This window comes from Aminiphilus circumscriptus DSM 16581, from assembly GCF_000526375.1.
Taxonomy (GTDB): domain Bacteria; phylum Synergistota; class Synergistia; order Synergistales; family Aminiphilaceae; genus Aminiphilus; species Aminiphilus circumscriptus.
In genome coordinates this window covers 388012-408579 of the sequence record NZ_JAFY01000007.1, presented here as the reverse complement: position 1 = coordinate 408579, position 20568 = coordinate 388012, and the positions used below count along the sequence as shown (strand labels likewise).

Sequence of the window (20568 nt, the reverse complement as noted above, 5' to 3'; positions counted from 1 at the left end):
CTGCGTCGTCGCATTCTTCAGAAGAACTCCGTATCCTCTTCCTTCTCTCATTCTTCGAGGGAGCACCTCTGCGTTCCCCGTGAAAAAGAGGCCTCGCGACGTTCCGTCACTTCGAGAGGAATTCCCTCTTTCCGAAGAGCTTCCAGAAGAGCGAGGACTTCCCCCTCCTGCTCGGTGGGACAAAAAAGGGACACAGTCCCCTTCAGAGCATCGTCGGTACGGACAAAGCCAATCCCTTCGTAGGCATCTACGGTCCAGCTCAGGGAAAATATCCATTCCCGGGGAAGGCGGATGCTGATGCGGACCATGTCCGGAAACTCTGAAAACGCCGGACGGTCCACATCAGCGATTTTCATTGCGGATTTTCCTCTGGGCATCCAAGTGCTCTTTGTAGCTCCGGGAAAAGACATGCCCTCCCTTGTTATCCGCCACGAAGTAGAGAAGATCGTGCTCCTCGGGGTGAAATGCGGCAGACCAGGAATTTCGGGAGGGAACACAAATCGGTCCGGGCGGCAGACCCGGATGGAGATAGGTGTTGAAAGGCGATTCGATTTTGAGATCCTCGTAGGTCAGCGTCCGAAGGATACGCCCCTGGAGTTTCCACGCGTAGACGACCGTCGCGCAGGACTGAAGGGGCATTTGCCGCTCCAGTCGATTCTGAAACACTCCTGCCGCGATGGGGCGTTCCTCTTCCTTGCGGATCTCCTTCTCGATGATGGAAGCGAGGGTCGCCAGAGAACGCATTTCGGTCGCGCTCTTTTTCGCTACGTCAGAAGCAAAAGCGCGCCACCACAGAGAAGAGGCCTGACGCACCAGGGAGACGGCCAGCGAAGGCGACGGAGGAAGCACAAAGGTTTCGGGCAGAAGAAAGGCGAATCGCTCAGAGGGGTCTTCCGGCAATATTTTCCGCAGCGGTTCGGGGAAATGCGTTTCATCCGCGAGCGCAGCGAAAAGATCCGCCGATGTAACGATGAACCCCGGCGCAGGGGAGTCCGCCGCCAGCGCCGTGTGCATCTCCCCGGCCTTTCCGGTAAGGATATCACCGCTCGCGGGGAACGGTTTTTCCTGGAGATTGGAAGAAGAGACATCCTCCCAGAAGGAGGCAACGGCGTCGCCGAGAAATTGCGCAAAAACGTCCACGTCGCTCCCCGGAACGAGAACGACGCGGAAGACACGTGGTTCCGCGTTCACAAGCTGTTTCGCCACCTCCCAGGGACTTCCCGGACGCAGAAAATATACCCCGGGTTTCAAAGAACGATCGACACCGAAGGCAGTCAACCACCGAGACAGGGCCTGTGCCTCGCTCGTAATCCCCTCCCGAACGAAATGCCGTGCGGCGTCCCGGGCGCTCATGCCCGGTTCGACCATGACGAAAACCGAAGGCCCATGTCCGATTTCCAACCGCTCCTGCCACCAGGAAATGGGGAGAACAAGAAAAGTCAGGTAAGCCATGGCGGTCAATAGAAACAACAGCAGTGTGATTGGTTTGTCCCGCATACGTCTCCGCCTTTCCTCTCTTTCTCCATGACACACATTTGCGTCGTTTTGAAGGAAGCTCTGAATAAAGGCCTTTCGCTTTCCCTTGACTCGGGTCGCATCAGGCTCTGCGAGGCGCCCTGCGGGACTGACGCAGCCTTATTCAGAGATTCCTGAAGATATCCGCCGAACGATGAACAGACTCCCACTATGACACATCATCGCCAGCTCTCAAAAATTGTTCCGGAAATTCGCGTCTGTTAAGGAGCCTCTGAAAAATGCCGTGCCGATCTCGGAAAAACGCGATGCAATCGAAAATCGAGAGAGGGCGATTCCTACTTGATCAGGGTTTCCCTAACTTGTAAAACCCAGCCCAAAGCCCGTCCCGTCCCACACCGATTCATTATACCCCGTAACAAACCACCACGCACGGCATGCCCTCTCCCGGGAAAGGATGGAAGAGCTCAAGAACTCAAGAAGATGTTGTGCTTCGTCATTTTTGGGGAGGCTTTACGGAGAAGCGGTGACAGCAAATTATCCCTTTGCAGGAAATTGGCTTTTTTGCACAAGAAAAAACCAAAAAACAAAATATGCCTCCTGTCTTTCGATATTTTTCACAAAAATAACACAGAGAAGCTCCGTGCATCAAATGCATTTCGCACTAATCATTATTTTTTATACTTTTCAAAACTCTTCCAAAGCCCTCGCGCCAACGCATTCTTCAGAAAAGAATACTAGACAAGCGTCGAAGCATCCCCTAAGATAGGTCCGTTCGTGCAACTTCTGTACCCTGTGGGCTGCGTACAGGCATTTTCGTACAGTTTCGGCCCCGGCGAGAAAGGAGGAATGCTCATCGCAAAGGACCATTCAGCCAGCCCACTCACCGGAAAAACTCCATAGGGCACACCGTTCCTGGACATCGGCTTGCTTGTCGAAATGGCACCACTCATCCCGAAACCCTTAAGAAGAGAAATCGAAATTAAGGAGGGAGACCTGTTCATGGCGGAGAACACGGAGTTGAAAGGCACTGGGCAGTTTTCGAAATGGGGCTTTTTGTTCGCATGTATGGGCATGGCCATCGGCACGGGAAACATCTGGCGTTTCCCCCGGGTCGTCGCCGCCAACGGCGGTGGTGCATTCATCCTCGCTCTTTTCTTCGCTTTGTTCCTCTGGGCAATTCCCCTGATCTGCATGGAAGGAGTCCTCGGCAAGGTCACCCGCATGGGCTGCATCGGCGCCTTCAAGGAGCTGGTCGGCCGCAAGTACACCTGGATGAGCTGGTTCTTCGGCCTCTGTTGCTTTTTCATCACCTGCTACTACGGCGTCGTCCTCGGCTGGTGCATTCGCTATCTGGTCTTCGCTCTCCAAGGTGTTCTCGTTGCCGGAGTGGACACGGAAGCGCTCTGGACCAACTTCCTCGGTAACGCGGATCAGGGGATGTACTTCTACTGGGCGGCCATCGCCCTGTGCGCCTTCGTGGTAGGGCTGGGCGTTCAGAACGGTATCGAAAAAGGAAACAAAATCTTCATCCCCGGTATTTTCGTCCTCCTCGCCTTTCTCGCCATCCGAGCCATGATGCTCCCCGGCGCCACAGAAGGACTGAAGTTCCTCTTCCACATCAACACCGCGGATCTGCTGAAACCCAAGGTATGGCTCGAGGCCTTCACCCAGGCGGCCTGGTCCACAGGCGCAGGATGGGGACTCTTCCTCACCTACTTCGTCTACACGAAGAAGGACGAAGACATTCTCCTCAACGCCTGCACGGCCTGTTTCGCCGACACATCGGCGGCACTCTTGGCCGGCATGGCGGTCATTCCCACCGTTTTCGCCCTCGCCCCGGACCCCAACGCCGCAATGGCTGGCGGCAACAACGGCCTGGCCTTCATTAATCTCACCCGTCTCTTCGCCAATCTGCCGGGAGGAACGATCATGGCCGTCGCCTTCTTCGGCGCCCTCATCCTGGCAGCGCTCTCCTCGGAGATCGCCATGCTCGAGCTGGGGGTCCGCATGCTCATGGACATGGGCAAATCGCGACGCACGTCCCTGTTCCTCGTCACTCTCGTGGTGCTGGTGATCGGGACCTTCGCCGCCCGGGACAACGTGATCTTCGAGAACATGGACTGGACCTGGGGCGTTGGCCTGCTCATGTCGGGCCTCCTCGCCGCCATTGCCGCCATGATCGTCGGCGTGGACAAGATCTGGGACGAGTACATCGCTCCCGTCTCGGACATCAAGGCAAAGTGGATGTGGTCCCTCATCCGCCTCTTCCCGGTGTGGTTCGTTCTCATCTTCGGCTGGTGGGTACAGCAGTCCATTTCCTGGTATCCCGGGGAGTGGTGGAAGATCTTCCCCATCGCCAAGTACAACTACGCGCCGGCACCCATGTTCCTCCAGTGGGCCATTCTTCTCGGCGTCGGCTTCGCCCTGAACAACTGGCTGGCCGACCACATGAAGCACAAGTTCGAGCCCAAGGTGTAAGGAGGCAAACGACATGTGGGTCTTCAACATGTTTCTTGCGCTGGCAATAAGTTTCGGAGCCTTTGCTCTCTGCATAAGCATTGCGATGAAAGCCGAGGAGCGCAAGGCAGCCATGCGGCGGAAATCCTAGTCGCTCCGAATCGAACCTGATTATCATCCCTCTGCCGCTGCGGCGCCACCGGTCCCGGGCGCCGCAGCGGTTTTTTCGGGTTGTTCTTTCGCTGGCATAACGACGTAACGACGGCATGATTCAGCGTGTCACAAACCGCACGCCTCTGAAGGGAGAACAGAACCATGACGGTGTACCGGATCAAAAGCAAAAGCAGATCCTGGGACGGAGAGCCCATCGGCATTCTCATCCTCGACGCGGCCTACCCTTGCGTTCCGGGAAACGTGGGAAACGCCACGACCTTTCCCTTTCCCGTGCGCTACAAGGAAGTGCGTGGCGCCTCCATCACGCGCCTTCTGAACGAACGGGACCCCGCGCTCCTCGCCCCCTTCATCGACGGAGCGAAGGAACTGGAGGCGGAAGGCGTTCGAGCCATCACCGGCGCCTGCGGCTTCATGGCGCTTTTCCAGCCACAGGTGGCAGCGGCAGTGCATGTACCGGTCTTCCTCTCCAGCATGCTTCAGGTCCCGTTCATTGCAAGAACGTTACAGCCGGAACAACAAGTGGGCATCATTACCGCCAACGCAGCATGCCTTACGGAGGAACATTTCGTAAACGTGGGAATTACTCCGGAGATCTCCAAGGTCGTCTACGGCATGGAAGAACAGGAGGAATTCCGCACCTCCGTGCTGGAGGAAAAGGGAACACTCGATTCAGAACTCATAGAGAAGGAGGTCGTGAGTGTTGCAGAACGGATGGTGCGGGAATGTCCCAAGGTCGGAGCGATTCTCTTGGAATGCAGCGACCTCCCCCCTTACGCCGCAGCGGTTCACGAAGCGACGGGACTTCCTGTCTTCGATTTCATCACCATGATTCGCCACGTGCACTCCGCGTTGGTTCCGACGCGTTACAGCGGCCATATGTGACAATTCGGCGCAGATGCACATATGCACATAAAAAGGGCGAGACGGAAGTTCTCCACAGAACGCCATCTCGCCTTGTTCGAACACTCGCCCAGAAAAGAGAATCCTATTTGGGAAGCAGGAAACCATTGCCCACTTCGTCTTCTTTCTGGCGGAGGAGGAAATTCATCCCCGTCACGAAGGAACGGCCACGCAGGGTGGGCACCACCGAGGAAAAACCGGCCACATCGGGACCGGGTTCGCAGGACCCCAAAAAAACGCTCCCCGTAACACTCTTGTGGAGAAATTCCTCGCCGGGGCGAAGCTTCCCCTTTGCCGCGAGGAGTGCCATTTTCGCACAGGTCCCCGTCCCGCAGGGAGAGCGGTCCACCGAACCAGAGGCGAAGACCACGCAATTCCGGGTCATTTCGCCGCTTCTTTCGAGGCTGAACTCTGTGAGTTCCACCTTGTGGATGTGCGTCTCCACGGGATGTCGCACCTCCATCTTCCGGTTCACCGCATCCCGGATCTCGAGCCCAAGGGGAATCATCTTCGGCACCTCCCCGGGAACGATCTCGAAATCGAACTGATCGGCGGGAACGATGGCAAAAAAGTTTCCCCCGAAGGCAATATCGAGGTGAATGGGTTTGGGCCAGGAGGGGACCGTCACCTCCACGTCCCTCGCGAAGACGAAGGCCGGGACGTTTTTCAGCGTCACGTCCCCAACCACGCCATCCGTGACGGCCACGCGCAATTCCACGAGGCCCGCCGGGGTATCCAGAACGACCTCCGTGAAGGGCTCCTGCTTGGGGATCATGCCCAGATCGACAAGAGTCCTTCCGAGGCCGATGGAGCCGTGACCACACATGCTGATGCTGCCGCTCGAATCCATGAAGATCACGCCGTAGTGAGCGGCCTCCGAGCAGGGGGGAACCAGGAGAGCGCCGAACATATCCCCGTGCCCGCGAGGCTCGCACATGACCATGACGCGGAAGTCATCGTGATGCGTGACAAAGTCGATCCACTTCTCTCCCATGGTCTTGCCCCGTAAAAGTGGTGCTCCTCCAATGATGAGCCGGGTCGGTTCACCTCCGGTGTGCGTGTCGATGACTGCCGCAGCTCGTGTGATCTCCATCTGCCCCATCTCCTCCCGATGCCGTCAGTGTCCCGTACTGCCGAATCCGCCACTGCCGCGTTCGCTGCTCTCCAACACGTCCGTTTCCTCCCAGACAACCCGGACGACGGGGGCGATCACCAGTTGGGCGATGCGATCTCCCTTCTCCACCGTAAAGGGATCCCTGGAGTGATTCACGAGAAGCACACGGACCTCTCCGCGATAATCCGCATCGATGGTTCCCGGTGCATTGAGCACGGTCACGCCATGTTTGAACGCCAAGCCGCTTCTCGGACGCACCTGTCCCTCGAAGCCCTCGGGAATTTCCACGGAAAGGCCCGTTCCGACCGACGCCCACTCTCCCGGCAACAAAAGCGCCTCCTCGGCGGCACGGAGGTCCATTCCCGAGGAAAAAGGCGTCGCATACGTCGGAAGAGGCAATGCAGCCGCCTTCTCGTCCCGAAGAACTCGGAGAACCGTGCGGGGCGCTCCATTGTTCCGATCTTCCGCTGCGAGTTTTTCCTGGATCTTGTCCTTTTTGGAACTCTTCGAGGACGTCGTGCCCAAGATCACCACTCCTTTTCCTCGGCGTCAAGAACAAAACACTGCTGTCGTGCGACACTGACGATAGATTGTAACACGACACGCTTTCCCAGTCTCTTTTCCAGGAACGGGGGAACATGCTCTACACGTTTCCTTCTTCCCTATGTTCCGGAAAGGATCTCCTTTTTCCCTCGAAACGTTTCTCGCAATCCGTTCAAAGCATCCATCCCCTGCGCCTGCTGCCACCGTACCTGTTCCGGAGACGTTCCGCCGAGGGTTTTTCGTCGCTCCACCGACGTCTCCGGAACAAGCAGCCCCGGAAGATCCGCCTCGGCCTCGGGAAGCAGGCGACGCCACTCGTCGGAGGAAAGCCCGGTGAGTGCACGTTTCTCCTCGACGCACCATCGCACGAGCCGCCCCACCTTCTCGTGGGCCTCTCGAAAGGGAATTCCCCTGCCCACCAGATATTCCGCCACGTCCGTCGCGAAGATGAAACCGTCGGAAAACCCTCGCCGGGCCTTTTCGGCGGAGACTCCAACCCGGGCGAGCAGATCCGGCAATACCGAAAGAATCTGGAAATACACCTCGAAGGAAGCCCAAAGCCCCCGCTTGTCCTCCTGAAGATCCCGGTTGTACGTCAGGGGAAGCCCCTTCACGCTCACCATCAGATCCGTCATGTGTCCCACAAACTGCCCCGCCTTCCCCCGAAGGAGTTCCAGCACATCGGGGTTCTTTTTCTGGGGCATGATGCTGGATCCCGTACAAAAGGCATCGGGAAGCTCGATCCATCCGAATTCGGTACTGCTGTAGATGATGAGGTCCTCCGCAAGCCGGCTCGCATGCAGTCCGAAGGAGACGAAGAAATAGTGCACATCCAGAAGATAATCTCTCTGTGCCACGGAATCCATGCTGTTTTCCGTGATTCTGGAAAAACCCAGATCCCTCGCCGTGAACTCCCTGTCCAGTGGAAGCGTGGAACCCGCGAGGGCACCGGCACCCAGAGGACAGGCATCGCAGGAGTGATAGGCTGCGAGAAGCCGCTCCGCATCCCGAAGAAAAGCCCAGAAATACGCCATCCAGTACTGTCCCATGGAGATCGGTTGCGCCTGCTGCAGGTGGGTATAGCCGGGAACCACCACGTCACGATGCTCCCCGGCTTTTTGCTGGAGCGTTTCGAGAAGAACTTCAAGACGCCCCCACACATCGAGCAGGGCCTCCCGGAGAAAGAGACGCATCGTGGTCGCCACCTGGTCGTTTCTGCTTCGCCCCGCGTGGAGTTTCGCACCGAGGGAACCGCACCGCTCGATGAGAGCGGCCTCGATGTTCATGTGCACATCTTCGAGACTTTCCTTCGGAACGAGAATGCCCGCGTCGATGTCTCTTCCGATGGCGAAAAGGTGTTCCTCCAATGTTCGCGCTTCCTCCGGCGTGAGGAGCCCGATATGGGCAAGCATCCGGACGTGGGCGACGCTCCCCCGAATGTCCGCGGCGGCGAGCCGCCAGTCCACATCGAGAGACTGGGTGAAGCGGCGGACTGTCTCATGTGTTTCCTCGGTGAAACGGCCTTTCCACATGACAACCACATGCTCCTTTCAGAGAGTGACGGAGGTAAAGGTATCCCTGAGGTGTTCCAGAGTCGGAAAGTGCGTCATGTCCATGTGAACCGGCGTGACCGAGACGGCGCCGTGTGCCACCGCCCAGACGTCCGTTCCTTCGACAAGCTCGTCCTCGGGCCTTCCTGCGATCCAGAAGTACGTAAGCCCCCGTGGGTCCCGAAGCTTGTTCACCTTGTCCACGTAAACCCGAACGCCTTTCCTCGTGGGAAGAATCCCCCGGATCTCCTCGAGAGGAATGTTCGGAACGTTCACGTTCAGAAGAACACCTTTCGGAAGCGACGTCCCGGGGAAACGATCCAGAAGGCGCAACATCACCTCCGCCGCCGTCTCGTAATGCTGTTCCGCATCGTCCGGCGCGATGGCGAGAGAGACCGCCAGGGAAGGACGGCCGAGGACAACTCCTTCCATAGCGGCCGAGACCGTCCCGGAGTAGGTGAGGTCGTCTCCGAGATTCGGTCCGCGATTGATCCCCGAAAGAACGAGATCCGTCTCTGGGGCCACCTCTTCGAGGGCGAGAACGACGCAGTCCGACGGCGTCCCGTCGCAGGCATACACATCCTGCCCCGCTTCGTAGGGCCCCGAGGCGATCCTCCAGAGGCGGAGCGGGCGGGTGAGCGTTATGGAATGTCCCACGCTGCTCCGCTCCCGGTCCGGTGCGACCACGAGCAGGTCGTGCCCTGCATGGGCAATTGCCCTCGCCATGGCGGCGATCCCCGGAGCAAAAACGCCATCGTCGTTGGTCAGAAGAATTTTCATGGCTCACCGCTCCTCAGAAAGGAAGCCACGAGGGCAGCACCATTCTCGCGAGGAGGCGTACGAAAGGCCTCATGATCAGGGGAATGACGTTCAGCAGCACCAAGGCCATGAGCACGAACATCCCATACCGCTCAAGCCAGAAAAAGCCCCGGAGAAAACGCGGCGGAAGGAGCATGTACAGGATTTTCGATCCGTCGAGAGGCGGTATGGGAATGAGATTGAATACTGCGAGCCCCAGGTTGATGTATACCATAAGGAGCATGAACGTGAAAAGTGGCACGTTTGCAGCGAAAAGGCGAGGAAAGAGATGCAGCAGAAGCCCTACCATCGCGGCGGAGAGAATGTTCCCTGCGGGGCCTGCAAGGGAAACGAAGACCATGTCCCGGGCGGGATTTCGGAAATAACGGGGATCCACGGGAACCGGCTTCGCCCACCCGAATCGGAAGAGCAGCAACATGAGCGCGCCGATGGGGTCGAGATGCGCCAGGGGGTTGAGCGTGAGCCTTCCCATGCGCGCCGCGGTGGGATCGCCGAAGTAATACGCCGCATAGCCGTGGCAGAATTCGTGAAACGTGATGGCCCAGAGCACGGCGGGAACGCTCAACAACAAATCACTCAGATTGGGCAGGGAAAACATGTCTCGTCCGTCCTTTCTTTTTTCCTCTTCCGCTATCCGATCCCGAACAGCGTCTCTCTCATTTCAATGTCGAGAAATCCCTTGCCTCGAAACACGCTCCACTTGCCCGAGGGGATACCGCGTGAGCACCCAGCGAATCTCCTCCTCCCGCGTCTCGACGTCTCCCTCAAGACGCGCACGAAGAAGTCCTTCGAGAATATCTCCGATGTGAGGACCGCTCCGGTGCCCGAGATCCAAAAGATCCCTTCCTGTGAGCATCGGACGCACGCGGCAAAGCCGCGTGAGATACAGAAGGATTCGCCTCCGAACACGCCACCGCTCCGTGGCGACAGCCCAAGAGAGCGCCGTGGCATTCGGAACATCCCGGAGAAATGCGACGATCTCCGAGGGAGGCTTTTCTGCCCGTCCTCCAAGTTCGTGTTCCGCCGCGCCACGCTCAAAAAGCGCCCGTTCCACGATCATCCGTTCCCTGGGAGCAAGATGCAGCCTGTCCGGCACTGCCCTTCGGACCTTCTCCGGCGAATCCTCAAGAAGCCCCGCGAGAGAGGCAAGCCACAAGTCGTTGCCAAAATCAGGAAGATCCCGACGGATACGGTGGAAGAGTGCCCCGATCCGACGGAGACAACGGGCAGCCCCCGTTCCGAAGAGAAGGCCGGGAAAAAGCATCTCCCAGACCCCCAGTTCACCGAGACGACGGGCCGCCGGATAAGGATATTCCTCCCTGAAGATCTCCTCAAGTTCCGTGCGAAGGCGAACCCCGGAGAGCAGGGTGATCAGACCGCCCTTGACACAGTTCTGAAGAAGCCTCAGGCTGTTTTCCTCCAGGCGGAACCGGAGACGCTGCTCAAGACGGATCCCACGAAACACCCTCGTGGGATCCTCCACGAAACTCAAATTGTGCAATACCCGCAGGATCTTGCGCTGCAGATCCCTTCGGCCTCCGAAATAGTCCAGAAGCGTACCCCAGTCGTCCTCGTTGATGGAGACCGCCATGGCGTTCACGGCGTAATCTCTGCGGTAGAGATCGTGTTTCAGAGAGTCGCTCGATACCCTGGGCTGAGCCACGGGATATTCGTAGAACTCCCTCCTCGCCGTAGCGACATCGACACGTCTGTTCTCCGGAAACACGATGGTCCCCGTGCGGAAACGAGCGTGCACGGCCACACGGCATCCGTCGTTCCGCCAGCTCTGCAGGAAGGGCACCGCATCGCCCTCCACCACGACGTCAATGTCCAGGGTCGGGCGATGCAACAGAAGATCCCTCACAAAACCTCCCGCCACGTATGCTCTCATACCCATCTTTCCCGCCCGACGCCCGAGCTTTCGGAGGATGGGAACCACCCATCCGGGCAAGCGGCGCTCCAGAAGATCCGAAACGTCCTCCTGCCAGGGACGCTCTTCCTCCCTCGCATGTTCCCGTCTTCCGAGCGACACGGGATAGAGGGCCCGCAACATGTCCGTCCTCGTCACGATGCCCACGAGCTCGCCCTTCCGGACGACGGGCAGTCTGCCGATATTGTGGAGCACCATCTTCCGGTGTGCTTCCTCCACGGAAGCCTCGGGAGACACCGTGACGATTCCCTCGGTCATGAATTCCCGCACCGCCACGCTGCCCAATCCGTGAAGCCTGGCTTTGTCGAGATCCTTCCGGGTGATGATCCCCACAAGAACATGCTCTTCCACGAGAGGCAGGGCAGCGTGTCCATACCGTATCATAACCCGGTAGGCATCGTCCACGGAAACTCCCGGAGAAACGGCCATGACGGGGCTGCTCATCACATCCCGAAGGAGAAGGGAGGGCTCGATGCACTCCTCGACGCGGCGCTCCAGTTCGGGGAGCAGGTCCTCGGGTTTCACCGCAGTGAGCGTTACCGACGCCGCCTGGGCGTGTCCCCCGCCGCCGAGGGTTCCCAGAAATGCCGCCATGTCCAGAACACCTTCCCTGCTCCGCCCCACCACGTAGGTACGCTGCTCCATGCCCACGACGGCGAGGGCCACGTCGGCGTCGTAGTAGTCCCGAAGCCGATGCACAAACAAAGAGAGACCGTCCACGTATCCTCCGATGCGCGCATCGGCAAAAACCACCTTGGCGCCACGGATGTAGCGTTCTCTCGCACTCTCCACGAGAGCGTCCAGCAAGCCCCGCTCCTCGGCATTGAGGGCGATCTCGATGTGCGAAGGAATCATAGTCATGTCCGCACCGAGCTCCCGGAGATATGCCACAATCTCGTAGTCCCTCCGGCAGGTGGCGCCGAAGGTGAGCGCCCCCGTGTCCTCGTAGATTCCCATGGCAAAGAGAGTCGCCTCCTGCGGGGAAAGGGAAATTCCTTTCTCCCGAAGCAGTTCCACGAGAAGTGTCGTGGTGGCTCCAACGGAGTCGATCAGGGAAAACGACGCCGGAATGGGATCGAGAACGGGAGGATGATGGTCGTACACGTGTACGTCGATGTTCTTCTTTCCGAGGAGAGACGCGAAAGGACCGATGCGGGAAGCGGCGCGCACATCCACGCACACCAGCATTGAGACCGCATCCAGGTCGATCTTTCGCGGCGTGAGGACCTGCCAGCGCAAACCGAACCGTTTCAGGAACTCCCGCACATTCCGGGTCGCCGACCCGGCGAAACAGAGCACCGCATCCTCGTAGAGCCTGGACGCCGCAACCATGCTTGACAGAGAATCGAAATCCGAACCAATGTGGCTGGTTATGACTTTCATGAGGGTTCCGTCGGAGCGACGCAGGAACGAACGATCCATTCGAGCGCCGCTGCGTTTCCCCGCCGCACTTCCCTGGCGGTGATCACCGGCAACTCGTAGGAATGCGCGGCGAGAAGCCTTTCCCGAAGGACCGGGAAAAGCCTTTCCGTGGTCGTCGCCACGAGCAGGTGTTCCGCCTCGGTTTCGACGACACTTTTCCACCGGAACACGCTCTCCACCGGAACAATGTGCGTGCAGGCGGCAAGATTCTCCCGAACGAGCATGCGGGCCAGAGAAAGCGCTTCCTCCCTGGAAGCGCAGGGACACTCCACCGAGAGCAGTTCCGCCATGGCACGCAAGAGCAGCCCCAGAGCTCTGCCTTTTCGACGGAAGGTCTCCAGATCCGCCCCGTTTTCAAGAACGAAACGGGAGCGTGCCTTTTTCTCCTCCGAAGAGAAGAGTCGTCGTTCCCGAAGCAAGAGCGCCTCCCTGCCGATACCCCGATATTCATTCCTTGCAGCCCGAATTTCCTCGGGAGCCGTGACAAACACGACCAAATCCATCCACCAGGGCACTCCCACCTCGAAAAGGAGGGGAATCTCTGCCACAACCCACCTGGAAGCGGCGCTCACGAGCCGCTCCATCTCCTCGAGAACAGGAGGATGAAACAGGTCGTTGAGCCACCGATAGGTTTCGTCGTCGGCAAAAACGCGCTCCGCCACGGCGGCCCTCCGCGCACGCCCCTCTTCGTCGAAGACGTCGGGCCCCAGACGCTTCCGCACCGCGTCGAGGATGTCCGGCGAGTTCCAAAGCCGGGCCACGATCGCGTCGGCGCTCACCACCGTCGCCCCCATCCCGCTCCAGAGGTGTGCGAGGGTGCTCTTACCAGCCCCAACGTCTCCGGTCAAACCGACGACCACCATGGGCGCTCTCCTCCTTGCGGTTCTCCATCGTTCTGCATTCATCGGGAATCTCCCAGAGAAACCGGGAAAATCCATTCCGCTGCACTGTTCCGAAAAGAACCCTGGAACGGGCTCCCGACAGATAGAGGCGTTCCTCCGCTCTTGTCATCCCCACATAGCAGAGCCGTCGCTCTTCCTCGATGCCGTTTTCCTCCTCGATGCAGCGGGCATGCGGGAAAACACCTTCCTCCATTCCCACGAGAAAGACGACGGGAAACTCCAGCCCCTTCGCCGCATGGAGCGTGAGCAGGTTCACCGCATCCTCGGAACCGTCCTCTCGGCGGTCCAGATCCGTGAAGAGCGCCACCTCCCCCAAAAATTCCTCCAGCGTTCCCTCCGAAGGAATCACGGAAAGAAGCTCGAACACATTCTCTTCCCGCTCCTCCCAATTCTCCGGTTCAGTCTCCCGAAGAAAGGCCGCGTATTCCAGATCGTCCATCACGTAGCGAATGGCTTCGTCCACGGCATTCTTCCGCTCTCCAAGGTTCCGCATGTGCCGTGCCAGCGCACGGACCCCCTCGTCGGCCTTGCCGCGCAATCCCAATCCGGTCTCCTCCAAACGTTTCCAGAGAGAGACGCCATCCCCCTCTCCGGTTTTTCCGAGGACCTCCGCGAGAGATTCCAATCTCTTTTTGCCGAGTCCCCGAGGAGGCATGTTTCCTACCCGAAAAAGCGAGAGACGATCCCACGGATTCACGGCGAGACGGAGAAAGGCGAGCACATCCTTGATCTCTTTTCGCTCGTAGAAAGCCGTTCCCCGGACAACCCGATAAGGAATGCCACCCTCGAGGAATGCCTGCTCGTAAACGCGACTCAGGGCGTTCATCCGATAGAGGACCGCCATATCGCCGTATCGGTATCCCTCGTTACGCAGGCGTTCCGTCTCCTCCGCGACAAAGAGCGCTTCCTGACGTTCGCTGCCTCCGAGAAAAAGATGAAGGGGACTCCCTCCGTCCCGAACCGTCCAAAGATCCTTGTTTTTTCTGGCGTTGTTGTTTCGGATCACCGCGTTGGCCGCCTTGAGGATCGTCGCGGAGGAGCGGTAGTTTTGATTGAGCACCACCACCTTGGCTCCGGGAAAGTCCCGCTCGAAGTTGAGAATCATACGCATGTCCGCCCCTCGCCATCCATAGATGGACTGATCCGGATCGCCCACAACCATGATGTGTCCCTCGCGTCCGACGAGCATGCGGAGCAGAAGGTATTGAAGGCGATTCACATCCTGGTATTCATCCACGAGCACCCAGTCGATGGCCCCCCGCTCCCTCCGGAGTACCTCCTCGTCCGTGGCGAGAAGGTGCAGCGGAAGACGCAGGAGATCGTCGAAGTCGAGCGCCCCCTGTGCCCGAAGCGCACCGGTATAGGCGTCAAAAAGTTCCCTCATGGCAGCGCGCAGCCCCACCGGCTCAAGGGTCCGCACGTCTCCTTCGTTCTTCGCCCGGGAAAACAGTTCCAGAATGCCTCCAATGTCCTCCTTCGCCTGCCCGCCCATCGGGACATTCCCTTGGGCGGCAAGCAGGTCCTTCACCAGAGACCGCGTGTCGTTTCGGTCGAAAATGACGAAGTTTCTTCGGAAACCCCGTTTCTCCAAGGCGTCTCCCGAACGCAGGAGGAAACGGAGACCGAAGGCATGGAACGTTCCGATCTGCAACGAGCGATTCCCCCAGGTTCCGGCTCCTTCCCCCAGAAGGTTTGCAACCCGATCGCGCATCTCCGTGGCAGCCTTGTTGGTGAACGTCACGGCGAGAATGCGTTCCCGAGGAACGCCTTGAGAGACAAGATACGCAATCTTCGACGTGAGCACCTTCGTCTTGCCGCTTCCTGCACCGGCGAGCACGAGGAGAGGTCCGTCGCAATAGCGAACCGCCTCCTCCTGACGTGGGTTCAGGGAATTTCGGAGATCCGCCCCAGGAGTACCGGGAGCACGCATTTTTTCGGTCATCGGTGCCGTTTCTCCTCGAGCCATTCGTCGAGCCCGAAAAGCCACTCCTCCAGCCCATCCCCCTGGATGGAATCGACCAGAAAACGCCGTGCCGAGGGGTTGAGCTTCTCCACGTCGCCCCAGAAGCGCTCTGGAGAAAAACGGACGTAAGGCGCGAGATCTCTCTTGGTGAGAATCACCGCCCGAACCAGATGGAAGAGATGCGGATATTTGAGCGGTTTGTCGTCCCCCTCGGGAACACTGGAGACGGCGACCTTGAAATCCTCGCCGAGATCGAACTCCGCCGGACAGACAAGGTTACCTACGTTCTCCACGAAGAGAAGATCCACCTCGTCCAACGGAAGCGCACCAAGAGCTTTTCGAACGAGATGCGCCTCCAGGTGACATCCTCCCTCGGTGTTGATCTGCACCGAAGGAACACCGAGCGCCATGATGCGCTCCGCGTCGCGGCTCGTGGCGACATCTCCCTCGATGACGGCACACCGAAAACGGCGCGCCTCCGACCGCTCCGCGTTCTTTCGCAGCGTCGCCTCCAGCAACGTGGTTTTTCCCGCGCCGGGAGAACCGATGAGATTCACCAAAAGCACGCCGCGTCGCCCCAGTTCTTCTCGGACAGCCTCGGCGTTCCTCCGGTCCTCCTCGAAGACCGACCTCCGAATGTTCACCAATCTTGGCATGATCGACTCTCCTTCGTTGCCTCTTCGGGGTTTTCCTCGAAATCTTCGACTTCCACAAAATCGATTTCCAATTCCATTCCCTCTCGCAAAACCGTCCGCATTGCCCCGCAATTCGGGCAAAGTGCGTTTGCGGCATCTCCAGGCCAAACGTTCCCGCACTCCAGACACATCCAAAGAAGCGGAACGGGAACGATGTCAAGGACGGCGCCTTCAAGAATCGTCCCTTTTGAGGCCACGTCGAAACAGAACAGGAGCACATCGGGAACCACCTGGCGCATCTCCCCCACCCGGAGAGCAATCCGGGTGACCCTGGGCCATTTCTGTTCCTGTCCCTGTTGCAACAGTTCCTTGCAGAGTGCTTCCACAAGGGAGAGTTCATGCACGAGCGGGCGCACCTTTCGACCTTGTGACAAGCACGCGGCTCTCCGCATAGGGAGCGCCGTATCCGGGGCTCACCAGGGCCTTCGTGAGGCTGTTCACTCCCGGAAGTCCCTGGGGAAGAATGACGTACCCTCTTCCGAGAGAGGAATCGACCACGAGGTGGACCTCCATCTTGCCCTCGCCGTTTTCTCCCTGCAGCAAAAGACACTCTCCCTCGGCAAATCCGCGCTCCCGAGCCTCGTCGGGAGCCATGCGACATTCCGGCAGATCCGGGAGTCCCCGCACATGTCGACTTTGACCGTTCGTGTACGCCGCCACGTGAACCGTCACAAGCCGAAGCGGAACATGCCTCAGACCCTCCGTCTCGGAAACGATATAGGGCATCGGAGAGGACGTCACGCCTTCCCGAGACAGAGTCGTACCGTCGTCCCCACTTTGAGGAAGCTCCAGGGGAAGCGACGCGCAAGAGTCCTCCAACCTCCAGAATTCCGGCTCGTCCCACCTGTAAAGCCCCTCGCCGACGCACTCCAGCCGCGTATCGGCGAGAAGGCGCGCATCCATGAGACGCTTGCGCTCCTCAAGGTCCACCGAAAGACCCAACGCCTCGGCGAAACCAGAGAAAATCTTCACGTCCGGCAACACCTGTCCCCGGGGCGAGAAAACCTGCTCGCTCCGGACAAGATAGTTGTGCCAGTAGGAACCACGCCAATCGTCCCCCTCTTCGAGAAAGGTCGCCGCGGGAAGCACAAGGTCGCACGCGGCGGCGGTTTCGGTGAGAACATGGTCCACACAGACCTTGAAGGGAATGTTCCGGAGCGCCCGGGCCAGACTGTCACTCTGAGGACTCTGACGCAGAGGATTCGCGCAGGTCACCACCAGAAGTGTCACGGAAGGACTGCAGCGAGGCAGCTCCCTGAACCAGGCGGCAATGGGCAGGCGCCTCTCCAGGGGAAAAAGCGGGAGAAACTCTTTCGGAAACAGCGCGGATTCGTCTTTGCCGAAGACGACACCGCCTCCCGGGCTCTCAAAAGCACCCAACAGCACCGCCAGGGCGCCGATCCACCAGAACTGAAGGTGTCCCGAGAGGTAGCGCTGCATTCCGTATCCACCATAGTGTGTCACCGGAAAGAAACGACAAAGCCATGCAAGCAACTCCAATGCTTCCTCCCGAGGCATTCCGGCATTTTCGAGGAGCATAGCCTCGTCCAGGCTGTCCAGAAAAGCCGCAAAAGCCGCAGAGTTCCGAGCGCGGGCCCTCCAGGCGGGAGAACAGCGTCCCTCCAGCACAAGGCGACGACACAGAAAAGCAGCGAGAAAGGCGTCACCGCCGGGGCGCACTCTCCAAAAACGGTCTCCAAAGGCTGCGGTGGCGCTCTTCCGGATTTCCACGGAAGCGATTTCGCCGCCTCGTCGCCGAATTTCCCGCAGAAGGGGCACCACATGGGGGTGCGTCTCCAGAGCGTTCCTTCCCCAGAAAAGGATCCCCCCGGCAAAGCGCTGCGTCGTCTCGGGACGTTGCACCGGGACCTCACCGAAACAGTTGCGCAATCCTCTGTTTCCCGCGGAACCACAGAGCGATCCCACGGTACGCGTGCATCCGCCGAGCGCCGCAAAAACCGACGGAAGAAGCGCTTTCGAGAAATAGAGACTGCCTGCGTGGTGGTAGTGCATCATTGAAAGAGGGCCGAAACGATCGAGCGTTTCTTTCGCTTTGTCCGCCCAGAGGCGCCATGCACTCCGCCAGGAAAGCTCCCTCCACCCCGCCCCGTCCCGAAGAAGAGGCGCCGTGAGCCGATCGTCGCCGAGGGTCCGCTCAATCCATGTCGTTCCCTTGGCGCAGAGAAAACTGGTCCATGGATGTGCCTCGTGGGGACGAAGCGACACTTCTCCCGCAACGCATTCAGCCCGCATGACACAGCCGTCGGGACAATCATTGGGACATGCGGTGGTGCAGACGCGGGACATGGCCTCACCTCCAGGAAGGTTCATATGGAAAAGAGGGGAGCCGCGGCTCCCCTCGCTCTGTCCGGATCTCGGAACCAGGGTCGCAATTTCGGCCCCGGCAGGAATCACTTCTCGGGCTGGAGAAGTCCGAAGTTTCCCTCTCTTCGCCGGTAGACCACATTGATCTCCCCGTTGTCGGAATTTCTGAACACGAAGAAAGTGTGTCCCAGTAAATCCATCTGCATGGTTGCCTCCTCGGGAGACATGGGACGCACGGGGAAACGCTTGATCTTGACGATCTCCTCCTTCCCGACGGAGGCGGAGTCCTCCCCCAGAGGCAATGTGCTCTCCAGGTCAAAGGAAATTTCGGGGATTCCCTTCTTCAGGTGTGAGCGATCCCTCAGGTAATCCTTATGTCGTTTCACCTGGCGTTCGATGTTCTTGAGCGCCTTTTCAAAAGCTTTTCTCATGTCCGGAGCGTAATCCTCACCCCTCATGATCACGCCGTTCACGTTGGACGTGATCTCCACAACGAACATGCCTCGGCTGTGGTGGACCTCCACCTGCGTATCGAGAATGCGGTCAAAGAATTTCTCCAGTTTCTCGAGCTTCTTGTCCATCAAGCTACGGATTTCGTCGGGCATCTCGATATTTCTCGTGACATAGCGGATGTCCATGACTACCCCTCCTCTTCTCCTGCGGCGTTTCGTTGTACCTCGTATTGTATCACACTCGCCTTTCCCTTTCTTTGCGTTATAATCGCACCTGATGCGGAAGTGGCGCCGCTTGAAACGCTCACGTACCGCCGTGCGACAAGGCAAGACAACACAACAACAGGGAAGGGGCTTGGAAACAATGAAGATATCCTCCCGCGCAGGACGACTTGAACCGTCGGCAACACTCGCGGTAACCGGCAAGGCGAAGGCTCTCAAGAGCAAGGGCAAGAACGTGATCTCCTTCGGAGCTGGCGAACCGGATTTCGCCTCCCCCCCGGAAGCGTTGCGATACGCTCGGGAAGCCATGGAGCGGGGGGAAACGCACTACACCGCCGCCAGCGGCATTCCCGAACTCAAGAAGGCCGTCGCGGAATACTATGCGCGCCGTTTCGACCTCGTCTACGATCCCGCGGACATTCTCATCGGCGCCGGAGCAAAACCCCTGCTTTACTATGCGTTGGGGTGCATCGTCGACCCCGGCGACGAGGTACTCGTTCTCGCTCCCGCCTGGGTGAGCTACGTGGAACAGATTCGCCTCCTCGACGCGGTTCCGGTGGAGGTCGACACGAAAGCAACAGGCTATCTGCCCACTGTGGAAGCCATCGCGCAGGCCATCACTCCAAGGACGACGGCGATCATCCTCAACAGCCCCTGCAATCCAACGGGCATGGTACTCGACCGTGACCTTCTTTGCGCCATCGGCAAACTCGCCGAACAGCATGATTTGTGGATTCTTTGGGACGAGATCTATGAACGTCTCGTCTACGGAGAGGCGGTACACCATAATCTCGTTCAGCTCATGCCGGAGCTTCGCCCCAGAACCATCGTGATCAACGGTGTAAGCAAAGCCTTCGCCATGACGGGCTGGCGCATCGGCTACGCCCTCGGCCCTTCAGCGGTGATGGAAAAGATCGCCGCCTTTCAGGGACACATCACCTCCAACGCCTGTTCCATCGCTCAGTGGGCCTCCCTCGGCGCTCTTCGGGGAGGCGAGGCGGAGGTTCGCGCCATGCACGCCATTTTCTCCGAACGCAGGAATCTCATGGTAAAACTCCTGCGGGATATGCCTCTCGTCACCTTCCCGGAGCCCAGGGGCGCCTTTTATGTCTTCGTGAATATCAGTGCCTGCATGGGCAAAACCCACGGACGAACGACCTTCCATGACGACATGGCCTTCTGTGAAAAACTTCTCGAATCAGAGCTGGTCGCTGCCGTTCCCGGAAGTGCCTTTCTCTGTCCGGAACACGTGCGTTTCTCCTACTCCAACGCCACCGAGGAAATCGTCGAGGGCATGGCCAGATTCCGTCGTTTCCTTGAATCTCTTTCCTAAAAGACGTCGCTCTTCCTGCGGAACACGCTCCGGCGGCATGATGGCAACCACCTGAACGCCGAAAGAAATGCGGTTACGGCTCCACGAGAGGAAATCGGACGCGAGCCCACGAGGACAGAACGAAGGCCTTCTCCGGGGAGAAGGCCTTCGTTTTTGGCTTATGTTCAGAGAAAGGCGTAATGGAGCACAGGCACCACGCCCGCGAGAGACAACATTTCCCCCACATTCTCCATCGAGAGCAGCATGAACATCAACCTCTCCACCGCCGGAATCCTTTCATCGACACTCCGC

The 20568-nt window shown here is 58.9% G+C and carries 17 protein-coding genes; 3 read left to right on the top strand and 14 right to left on the bottom strand.

What is annotated here, in order from left to right:
• Window positions 1-47: 47 nt before the first annotated feature.
• The gene (locus K349_RS0112685; protein ID WP_029166154.1) at window positions 48-356 is read right to left on the bottom strand and encodes a DUF4911 domain-containing protein; all 309 of its coding nucleotides are present in this window, start codon (window positions 354-356) and stop codon (window positions 48-50) included.
• Window positions 343-1497, bottom strand: a complete 1155-nt coding sequence (mltG, locus tag K349_RS18185; protein WP_029166153.1) for an endolytic transglycosylase MltG — start codon at window positions 1495-1497, stop codon at window positions 343-345. Before mltG ends, K349_RS0112685 begins: the two co-directional genes overlap by 14 nt.
• 978 nt (window positions 1498-2475) lie before the next feature.
• Here mltG and K349_RS0112675 point away from each other — a divergent pair.
• Both K349_RS0112675 and K349_RS0112665 read left to right on the top strand, forming a co-directional pair.
• Window positions 2476-3954 (top strand): sodium-dependent transporter, encoded by a 1479-nt coding sequence (locus K349_RS0112675; protein WP_029166152.1) that lies wholly within the window; start codon window positions 2476-2478, stop codon window positions 3952-3954.
• Between the two features lie 294 nt (window positions 3955-4248).
• On the top strand, window positions 4249-4989 hold the full coding sequence (locus tag K349_RS0112665; protein WP_029166151.1) for an aspartate/glutamate racemase family protein: 741 nt from the start codon (window positions 4249-4251) through the stop codon (window positions 4987-4989).
• 103 nt (window positions 4990-5092) lie between these two features.
• Here the strand turns inward: K349_RS0112665 and K349_RS0112660 are convergent, their stop codons facing one another.
• The 12 genes from K349_RS0112660 to hpf form a co-directional block, all read right to left on the bottom strand.
• Window positions 5093-6100 carry a proline racemase family protein gene (locus K349_RS0112660; RefSeq protein ID WP_029166150.1) on the bottom strand — a complete coding sequence of 336 codons (1008 nt, stop codon included), beginning with the start codon at window positions 6098-6100 and terminating at the stop codon, window positions 5093-5095.
• 24 nt (window positions 6101-6124) lie between these two features.
• A complete protein-coding gene (gene dut, locus K349_RS17220) occupies window positions 6125-6607 on the bottom strand; it encodes a dUTP diphosphatase (protein WP_051464427.1) in 483 nt (160 codons plus the stop codon).
• 176 nt (window positions 6608-6783) lie between these two features.
• The gene (gene argH, locus K349_RS0112650) at window positions 6784-8196 is read right to left on the bottom strand and encodes an argininosuccinate lyase (RefSeq protein ID WP_029166148.1); all 1413 of its coding nucleotides are present in this window, start codon (window positions 8194-8196) and stop codon (window positions 6784-6786) included.
• Window positions 8197-8214: 18 nt separating this feature from the next.
• Window positions 8215-8994 carry a 5'/3'-nucleotidase SurE gene (surE, locus tag K349_RS0112645; RefSeq protein WP_029166147.1) on the bottom strand — a complete coding sequence of 260 codons (780 nt, stop codon included), beginning with the start codon at window positions 8992-8994 and terminating at the stop codon, window positions 8215-8217.
• Between the two features lie 13 nt (window positions 8995-9007).
• The gene (locus tag K349_RS0112640) at window positions 9008-9631 is read right to left on the bottom strand and encodes a site-2 protease family protein (protein WP_029166146.1); all 624 of its coding nucleotides are present in this window, start codon (window positions 9629-9631) and stop codon (window positions 9008-9010) included.
• 63 nt (window positions 9632-9694) lie between these two features.
• Entirely contained in the window at window positions 9695-12385 is a 2691-nt protein-coding gene (locus K349_RS0112635; protein WP_338022319.1) for a CBS domain-containing protein, read from the bottom strand.
• Window positions 12343-13248 (bottom strand): dephospho-CoA kinase, encoded by a 906-nt coding sequence (gene coaE / locus K349_RS17215; RefSeq protein WP_029166144.1) that lies wholly within the window; start codon window positions 13246-13248, stop codon window positions 12343-12345. Before coaE ends, K349_RS0112635 begins: the two co-directional genes overlap by 43 nt.
• A complete protein-coding gene (locus K349_RS0112625; protein ID WP_245588055.1) occupies window positions 13208-15229 on the bottom strand; it encodes an ATP-dependent helicase in 2022 nt (673 codons plus the stop codon). Before K349_RS0112625 ends, coaE begins: the two co-directional genes overlap by 41 nt.
• On the bottom strand, window positions 15226-15906 hold the full coding sequence (hypB, locus tag K349_RS0112620; RefSeq protein WP_029166142.1) for a hydrogenase nickel incorporation protein HypB: 681 nt from the start codon (window positions 15904-15906) through the stop codon (window positions 15226-15228). The genes K349_RS0112625 and hypB overlap by 4 nt, the downstream gene beginning before the upstream one ends.
• Window positions 15891-16289 carry a hydrogenase maturation nickel metallochaperone HypA gene (gene hypA, locus K349_RS0112615; RefSeq protein WP_029166141.1) on the bottom strand — a complete coding sequence of 133 codons (399 nt, stop codon included), beginning with the start codon at window positions 16287-16289 and terminating at the stop codon, window positions 15891-15893. Before hypA ends, hypB begins: the two co-directional genes overlap by 16 nt.
• A complete protein-coding gene (locus K349_RS0112610; RefSeq protein ID WP_169731354.1) occupies window positions 16282-18252 on the bottom strand; it encodes a molybdopterin-dependent oxidoreductase in 1971 nt (656 codons plus the stop codon). Before K349_RS0112610 ends, hypA begins: the two co-directional genes overlap by 8 nt.
• Window positions 18253-18356: 104 nt before the next feature.
• A complete protein-coding gene (gene hpf / locus K349_RS0112605) occupies window positions 18357-18908 on the bottom strand; it encodes a ribosome hibernation-promoting factor, HPF/YfiA family (RefSeq protein ID WP_029166139.1) in 552 nt (183 codons plus the stop codon).
• Between the two features lie 178 nt (window positions 18909-19086).
• Between hpf and K349_RS0112600 the strand changes: the two genes are divergently transcribed.
• A complete protein-coding gene (locus tag K349_RS0112600) occupies window positions 19087-20277 on the top strand; it encodes a pyridoxal phosphate-dependent aminotransferase (RefSeq protein WP_029166138.1) in 1191 nt (396 codons plus the stop codon).
• The last annotated feature ends 291 nt before the right edge of the window (window positions 20278-20568 follow it).

What these genes read in the sequence shown, in the direction of transcription:
- K349_RS0112685 (WP_029166154.1), bottom strand. Translation starts at nt 356, where the DNA reads ATGAAAATCGCTGATGTGGACCGTCCGGCGTTTTCAGAGTTTCCGGAC.
- mltG (WP_029166153.1), bottom strand. Translation starts at nt 1,497, where the DNA reads ATGCGGGACAAACCAATCACACTGCTGTTGTTTCTATTGACCGCCATG.
- K349_RS0112675 (WP_029166152.1), top strand. Translation starts at nt 2,476, where the DNA reads ATGGCGGAGAACACGGAGTTGAAAGGCACTGGGCAGTTTTCGAAATGG.
- K349_RS0112665 (WP_029166151.1), top strand. Translation starts at nt 4,249, where the DNA reads ATGACGGTGTACCGGATCAAAAGCAAAAGCAGATCCTGGGACGGAGAG.
- K349_RS0112660 (WP_029166150.1), bottom strand. Translation starts at nt 6,100, where the DNA reads ATGGAGATCACACGAGCTGCGGCAGTCATCGACACGCACACCGGAGGT.
- argH (WP_029166148.1), bottom strand. Translation starts at nt 8,196, where the DNA reads ATGTGGAAAGGCCGTTTCACCGAGGAAACACATGAGACAGTCCGCCGC.
- surE (WP_029166147.1), bottom strand. Translation starts at nt 8,994, where the DNA reads ATGAAAATTCTTCTGACCAACGACGATGGCGTTTTTGCTCCGGGGATC.
- K349_RS0112640 (WP_029166146.1), bottom strand. Translation starts at nt 9,631, where the DNA reads ATGTTTTCCCTGCCCAATCTGAGTGATTTGTTGTTGAGCGTTCCCGCC.
- K349_RS0112635 (WP_338022319.1), bottom strand. Translation starts at nt 12,385, where the DNA reads ATGGATCGTTCGTTCCTGCGTCGCTCCGACGGAACCCTCATGAAAGTC.
- coaE (WP_029166144.1), bottom strand. Translation starts at nt 13,248, where the DNA reads ATGGTGGTCGTCGGTTTGACCGGAGACGTTGGGGCTGGTAAGAGCACC.
- K349_RS0112625 (WP_245588055.1), bottom strand. Translation starts at nt 15,229, where the DNA reads ATGACCGAAAAAATGCGTGCTCCCGGTACTCCTGGGGCGGATCTCCGA.
- hypB (WP_029166142.1), bottom strand. Translation starts at nt 15,906, where the DNA reads ATGCCAAGATTGGTGAACATTCGGAGGTCGGTCTTCGAGGAGGACCGG.
- K349_RS0112610 (WP_169731354.1), bottom strand. Translation starts at nt 18,252, where the DNA reads ATGTCCCGCGTCTGCACCACCGCATGTCCCAATGATTGTCCCGACGGC.
- hpf (WP_029166139.1), bottom strand. Translation starts at nt 18,908, where the DNA reads ATGGACATCCGCTATGTCACGAGAAATATCGAGATGCCCGACGAAATC.
- K349_RS0112600 (WP_029166138.1), top strand. Translation starts at nt 19,087, where the DNA reads ATGAAGATATCCTCCCGCGCAGGACGACTTGAACCGTCGGCAACACTC.